Here is a 7,237-nt window from a genome sequence, read left to right as displayed (position 1 = left end):
GCGTTAGTTGTAACATTGGTGTATGTTCCGCTTGTTGTATATGTAGTACCATTTTCAGCCCATATATAACTGTCACAAGCCGTTTCTGTAAGGGTTGACGTATTACTGTTATTAATTGTAAGGTTCAGCGTTGCGGTGTTCGTACATCCTGAAACATTAGTTGTAATATTGGTGTATGTCCCGCTTGTTGTATAGGTCGTTCCGTTTTCAGCCCATATATAACTGTCGCAAGCCGTTTCTGTAAGGGTTGACGTTGTACTGTTATTAATTGTAAGGTTCAGTGTTGCGGTGTTCGTACATCCTGAAGCATTAGTTGTAATATTGGTGTATGTCCCGCTTGTTGTATATGTCGTTCCGTTTTCAGCCCATGTATAACTGTCACAAGCTATTTCGGTAAGGCTTGACGTTGTACTATTGTTAATTGTAAGGTTCAGCGTTGCGGTGTTCGTACATCCTGAAGCGTTAGTTGTAACGTTAGTATATGTTCCGCTTGTTGTATATGTAGTACCGTTTTCGGCCCATATATAACTGTCGCAAGCCATTTCGGTAAGGGTTGATGTAGTACTGTTATTAATTGTTAAATACAATTTATTATTGGTAACCGAGTCTAAATAGACTCCGCTCGTGGTGTAAGTTATTCCAGTATCTGCCCAGGTATAGCTGTCACAAGCGATTTCAGTTATACTTGTACTTCCAGGACAGTTAATGAGTGTCGGCACAGGCAGTCGCTCTGTAAGCCCGTTTCCTAATTGCGAGTAATTGTTATAGCCCCAGGCCCAGAATGAACCATCATTTTTTATAGCTCCGCCAAATAGTGAACTTGCTCCCACTGAAATGGTAAGCCAGTCATTTTCGGTACCAATTTGGGTAGGAACCAATACATTTGCAGTGCTTGCCCCTAAGCCCAGTTGATTTTGTGTACCCTGTCCCCACGACCATATTGTACCGTCAGTTTTCCTGCCAACACTAAAGAAATAACCTGCTTCTACACTTTCCCAGTTGGTGTCCGTTCCAATTTGCGTAGGTAAATTCGTTCCAAAAGTAGTACCGTTTCCTAATTGGCCACGCCCGTTAGTTCCCCATGCCCACAGTGTCCCATCCGTTTTTACAGCTAAAGTATGGCTTACACCACGGCTTACACTCTTCCAATTAGTGTCTGTTCCAAGTTGAACAGGTGAATGTTTGTCAGCATACGTACCATCACCAACCTGACTTCCTTCGCCCCAACCCCAAAGTGTACCATCAGTTTTTATAGCAATTGTAACATTTTTTCCTGCAGTAACACTCTTCCAGCCCGTTCCGATTAATTTGGGAGTGGTTCTGTTGCTGCTGGTTCCATCACCTAACTGGCCATGGTCGTTAAGCCCCCAGGCATACATCTTTCCGTCATTCGTAATTGCCAAGGTATGATCATCTCCTGCAGCTACGCTGGACCAGATATTACTTGAAGATACCTGAGTTGGTATATTTTTGTTAGTGGTATTATTAAGCCCTAACTGGCCGCTGGAATTAAAGCCCCACATCCAGAGCGATCCATCTGTTTTTATAGCTGCGGTATGGAATTGCCCGCCTTCTATGCTTTGCCAGTTTGAGTCAGTACCAACCTGAGTTTGTACTGGAGTATTGACAAGATTGCCGATTCCCAATTGGCCGTAGTTATTTCTGCCCCAGGCCCAAAGTGTTCCGTCTGTTTTGATTACAAAAGTGGAGGATGCTCCTGCGCCGGCTTTTTGAACACATTGTGCAGACAACTGTAGGCTTAGTGACACTAATAAAATTGTAATTATTCTTTTCATGTTTGTTATTGCGGGTTAATAAACTCGATTGGCATTAATAAATTAATAATAGGTTGATTGATTAGCAGTTTATGAAATAAAATTTTTGAGGGCAAACATAAAGTATTTTTTAATCTCTAAATGAAACTGACAGAAAATTAAATTTATATTTCTTTTATTGACATCTTTTAAAGAGTTAGTACAAATTATTACGTAATGTTGATATCTGCCAGGTTGTAAATCGAAATCGGTAATTCGCTTACTTTGGTACGAAATACAAATCACGAAATCACACCAATACGTTGCAATAATAGTTTAAAAAGAAGAAAAGATTTGAGCCAATGAATAAGTGCGACCCATAAACGGATTAATGTAAACAATTACGGTATATTCGTTTTTTAATAGACTTTACAATAGTGCTTAACCTATGGTTTACTTTATCAAAAAAATAAATATCATTAAATAAAAATCTCAATCTTAGTATGTATTATTGTAAAATCATACCTGGTTATGTAGCACACATGATGGTTATTATAACGAATGACACAGCAGTAAACAATGAAGTACAAAAAATTAAAACCTTATAAGGAGTTAAAGCCCTTTATTCATTTTTATTGGGAGCTAAAAGGAAATGAAGTTGAGAGGCAGTGGGAGCGGGTTTTTCCCGATGGTTGTGCAGGTGTAATAATAAATTTAGGAAACAGTTGCTTGACAGACAATGGTTCAGTTTTTATGGAGTTTGGAAAAACTTATGTAGTAGGTGCAATGAAGTCTTTCAAAGACAGCTATATTGATACCGATACACATCTGTTAGGTGTATGCTTAAAACCTGCAGTTTTTGCTAATTTCTATAACTATGTTTCACAAAATGAATTGACTAACAACACAATTGAATTTGAAAAATCCAATTCATTTAATATTGATAAAATACTTGATAATCCATTTAATTATTTTAATCATTTCTACTTAGAAAGAATAAAAAGTAAAAACAATAAACTACAACCTTTTATAAACGATATACATTCATCAAAAGGACAAACCAGCATAAGCGAACTATCAAAAAAAAATTTTGTAACTGTAAGGAAGCTCGAGCGGGATTTTAAAGAATATATTGGATTATCACCAAAGGAATATTTAAATATTATTCGATTCCAGAATGCTTTGAATATAATTAAAAATTCAAATCAAGATAAGAGCTTATTAGACATCGCACTTGAGTGTGGCTATTACGACCATTCACACCTTACTAATGATATTAAACGCAATACCGGACTTTCACCATCCAGTTTTAATTTGTCGCATTTTTACAAAGTATAGTTACTCATCTAAAAGTAAATTTGCAGAAATGTTAAATTAAAATTTATGCGAAAAATATCTCTTTTTATAGCAATGAGTTTAGACGGTTATATTGCAAAACCAAACGATGACCTAAGCTTCCTGAAACTTGTAGAAAAAGAAGGTGAAGATTATGGCTATGCAGAATTTATGTCTAAAATAGATACTATAATTATAGGAAGAAGAACCTATGATTATGTACTTAGAGAAATAGGGGCCTCACATTATGACAACGGGCAAAGAGACGTTTATGTAATAACAAGAACTAAAAGGCCGAAAGTAGGCAGGACGGTTTTTTATACAGGAAATTTAACCGAATTAATTGACCGTTTAAAATCTGAAAGTGGTAAAAACATTTATTGCGACGGTGGTGCTGAAGTAATTAATGAATTATTGAAGCATGACTTAATAGATGAATTAATAATTTCAATTATACCGGTTTTACTGGGTAATGGAACAAAACTATTTAAAGATGGAAGACCTGAACAGGCACTTGAATTTATCACAGCAAAAGCATTTGAAACGGGATTAATACAACTCCGCTACAAACGAGGGAAGTAAAATAACGAACCGCCGGCAAGAGCTTTAGTGATTAAGTAAATTTACGTTAAACCATAAAAGCCTGTGCTTTTATAAAGTGCAGGTTTTTATGGTTTTTTGCTGTATTGAAAAAATGCATAGTATGCCATAGAATTTGTTTTAATATTTTGATTTAAGTTAAAAAGCTGAACTACTCCCATTTTATAGTATCACAGGTTCTTCTTTCAATTACCAGCTTTCCATTTATTAATTTTTGATAATCCTTGCAGGTAAACCATGTGGTATCATTCTGCATCCGGTAATTAGAGTAAACCTCCTTGTATTTAATCTGACCTTTTTTATCAAACGAATGAATTATGCTATCTGTACCAAAACGGTATTCATTCCCTGTAATTAACCGTCTATTCTGTTTATCTACTATATCTATTCGATTATCGGATAGTTCATCTGAAACAGTATATTCTTCCGCTTTGGGATTAAATAAATAAACGTACACAACATCACTCATGATTGTGTTGGTATAGCTCCGTATGAGAATATCTGTAAATCCGTCAAAATTCACATCTGTATATCCATTGTTACCAACTTCTGTAAAAAAATCATCCGCATTATAATTTGTCGGTTGAAATATGTCCTCTAAATGTTCTAAAAGAATTTTATTTGTTTTGTTGGATAGTAGCTGAATTATAATATCTGTATTGGCAATATTCTGGTGTTTCCAGTAGCATTCAATTCCGTTTAATGTAAAAGGTTTACTGATTTTTACCAATGTATCCTGTGTAGCTTCTTGTATTGGTATTTTAGTTAAGTTACCGGTATTAACTCCATTTGCTATACTAATTTTAGATGTTCTATCATTGCAGTTAGTTAGGATATAACATACAAAAATAAATATGGTAATACTTTTCATTTCATTCAACTTTTAGATCTTTTTTCAGTTGTTGTTTATCCCAGCTTATAATCGTCGAGTTTCCTGTAAAGTGTGGTAAGGGCTATATTAAGCAGCCTTGCGGTTTCTGTTTTATTTCCATTAGTATAATTTAATACTTTTTGTATATGGATTTTTTCCGCTGAAGCAAGAGAGAAAGCTGACAATGTTTTTTCACCCTGCCGTTCAGGTTCTGGGTTTAGCTGCTGTATTTCATAAGGCAGGCTTGATGGCGTGAGTGTTGTGCTATTTTCTAAAATTACACTGCGCTCAATTACATTCTTTAACTCCCGTATATTACCCGGCCAGTTATGCAGTTTTAATAATCGAAGGAATTCTTTTGAAATACCTGTTATTTTTTTATTCGTTTTAAGGCTGAATGTTTTAAGGAAACTTTCTGCCAGGGCCTCTATATCAGCTATTCTATCCCTTAATGATGGGAGTTTTATAGTGAATATTGACAGGCGGTAATAAAGGTCTTCCCTAAAATGCCCCGCTTCAATTTCTTTGAGCAAATCTCTGTTAGTTGCTGCAACAATCCTCACGTCAACTTTTGTTACTTTACTGTCGCCCACTTTAATAAACTCACCATTTTCAATAACCCTTAATAATTTCGCCTGCAGGTCTAAAGGCATTTCCCCAATCTCGTCCAGAAATATAGTGCCTTTGTTTGCTTCCTCAAAAAGCCCTTTTTTATCCTTTACAGCGCCCGTAAAAGCGCCGGCCTTATGTCCAAACATTTCACTTTCTAAAATATCATGGCTAAAGGCTGAACAGTTTATGGCAACAAAACTTTTATCTTTCCTGTTGCCAGACTGGTGTATGGCATTGGCAAAAACCTCTTTTCCTGTGCCCGTTTCACCTGTAAGTAATACAGTTGTGTCAAGGGGTGCAACTTTTCGGGCAAGGTCGGCGGCTTCATTCAGTTTTTTAGAATCTCCAATTATACTACCAAAAGAATATTTATTTTCAACGCGGTTTTCAAGGTTAATTATACGTTTGGTAAGCCTTGTTTTTTCTATAGCTTTATGTATAAGAGGGATAATTTTATTATTGTCGTCACCTTTTACAATATAATCAAAAGCGCCATTTTTTATAGCCTGAACCCCATCGGGTATGTTGCCATAAGCGGTAAGCAATATAATTTCTGTTGCAGGAAATATTTCCTTTAATTTAGTGGTGAATTCCACACCATTGCCATCAGGCAGCTTAACATCACATAAAATAACATCTATATCATTTTGTTCTGCTTTTTTTAAGCCTGAATTACAGTCCTGAGCCTGAAGCACCTCAAACCCTTCAAGGCTTATTATGCGCGCCATGAGGTTTCTTAGTTTTTCTTCGTCGTCAATAATAAGAATTTTGTTCACGAAGTAAAGTTTTATACAAAGATAAGAAGTATCTATAACTTGAATTAGAATAGAAATATATTAAAACTATATAATACACACGAATAAAAATAAAAGACCCCCAATGATTAATCATTGGGGGTTAAGGTTAATTGATAAGTAGTTAGTTGCTACTCTTAATAATACGTTTTGATATTACTCCGCTGTCAGACACTATGCTAAAGATATATATTCCTTCTTCAAAAGAAGATATATTTATAGCTGTCAGTCCGCTTCCTAGTCGTTGTTTTTTCACAATCCTTCCATTAAGGTCACAAACAACAACATCCAGGTTATCGTAAGAAACTCCTTTTATCTCTACATTAACTGTAGAAGTAGCAGGGTTCGGGTAAATATTAACTGAAGTTTTATTAAAGTCTTTTACCCTAAGAGGAGGCGAAACAACAATTATTACTTCGGCAGAGCTGCAATTAGTGTTATCCACGTTTTCGCAAATAGAGTAAACCACTGTATAGGTTCCCTCAGTTGCAGATGCCGGAACGTTGATGTTACCGTCTGCATCTACTGTAATACCTGCTAATCCTCCATTATCAGTAATTGATATGGTAATATCTGCATCATTTACAGCAACTGAGTTTAATAAGTCATTTAGTGTTACATCTCCTGCTACTCCTCCTGTTCCTTCGTTAATAGTAACTGTACTGAAATCATCATTAACAGCTTCTATAACGTTTGTTACAGTAAGTGTTGCAGGCTCAGATGTAGTAATACATTCCTCACCGTTTATTACAAGCACGCGGAACGAATAACCATTGTAATCCGCTGGTACTCCTGTAAGGGTTAGTACATCTGTAGTTGCACCGGAATAAGCAGGGTTATTGCCTCCGTCCGCAACGTCTTCCCAGTCTGTACCGTTTGTACTTACCTGCCACTGATAGCTGTCGGCATTTTCAGCCTCAACTTCAAAAGAAGTATTATCTCCTGTTGCAATATCACTATCCTCAGGCTGCGTATTTATAACTACAGCAAGTGGCTGGGTGATAGTGAATGACTGTGCAGCCTCACAACCGTTGGCATCGGTAACGGTCACGGTATACGTTCCTGCTGCAAGGCCTGTGGCCGTTGCTGCCGTACCCCCTGATGGTGACCATGCATAGGTATAGGGTGCTGTACCGCCTGTTACGGCAACTGTAGCGGAACCTGTAGCCGCGCCATTACACGCAATATTAGTCTGCGCAGAAGCCGAGGCTGTTAAAGCAGTAGGCTGGGTGATAGTGAACGACTGTGCAGCCTCACAACCGTTGGCATCG

General features: G+C 36.8%; 6 protein-coding genes. 2 read left to right on the top strand and 4 right to left on the bottom strand.

The features are described from left to right. On the bottom strand, positions 1 to 1,796 hold a 1,796-nt coding region (locus GSF09_RS08110; protein WP_370515986.1), incomplete at its 3' end, for an RCC1 domain-containing protein. Positions 1,797 to 2,333: 537 nt separating this feature from the next. On the opposite strand from GSF09_RS08110, the gene GSF09_RS08105 reads away from it, so the two are divergent. Then, on the top strand, positions 2,334 to 3,092 hold the full coding sequence (locus GSF09_RS08105; RefSeq protein WP_159800448.1) for a helix-turn-helix transcriptional regulator: 759 nt from the start codon (positions 2,334 to 2,336) through the stop codon (positions 3,090 to 3,092). Between the two features lie 45 nt (positions 3,093 to 3,137). Then, a complete protein-coding gene (locus tag GSF09_RS08100; RefSeq protein ID WP_159800447.1) occupies positions 3,138 to 3,671 on the top strand; it encodes a dihydrofolate reductase family protein in 534 nt (177 codons plus the stop codon). Between the two features lie 169 nt (positions 3,672 to 3,840). On the opposite strand, the gene GSF09_RS08095 is transcribed toward GSF09_RS08100, so the two are convergent. The 3 genes from GSF09_RS08095 to GSF09_RS08085 all read right to left on the bottom strand — a co-directional run. After that, positions 3,841 to 4,419 (bottom strand): hypothetical protein, encoded by a 579-nt coding sequence (locus tag GSF09_RS08095; RefSeq protein ID WP_159800446.1) that lies wholly within the window; start codon positions 4,417 to 4,419, stop codon positions 3,841 to 3,843. A gap of 176 nt (positions 4,420 to 4,595) precedes the next feature. After that, positions 4,596 to 5,948, bottom strand: a complete 1,353-nt coding sequence (locus GSF09_RS08090) for a sigma-54 dependent transcriptional regulator (RefSeq protein WP_159800445.1) — start codon at positions 5,946 to 5,948, stop codon at positions 4,596 to 4,598. Positions 5,949 to 6,090: 142 nt separating this feature from the next. Beyond that, the coding region (locus GSF09_RS08085) for a T9SS type A sorting domain-containing protein (RefSeq protein ID WP_159800444.1) at positions 6,091 to 7,237 on the bottom strand (1,147 nt) is incomplete at its 5' end.

Origin of the sequence: Flavobacterium sp. MK4S-17 (genome assembly GCF_009848495.1) — a bacterium.
GTDB lineage: Bacteria > Bacteroidota > Bacteroidia > Flavobacteriales > Flavobacteriaceae > Flavobacterium.
This window is presented reverse-complemented; position numbering and strand designations above follow the sequence as displayed.

Excerpts from the sequence above, each read along its gene's own strand:
- GSF09_RS08105 (WP_159800448.1), top strand. The coding sequence starts at position 2,334 with ATGAAGTACAAAAAATTAAAACCTTATAAGGAGTTAAAGCCCTTTATT.
- GSF09_RS08100 (WP_159800447.1), top strand. The coding sequence starts at position 3,138 with ATGCGAAAAATATCTCTTTTTATAGCAATGAGTTTAGACGGTTATATT.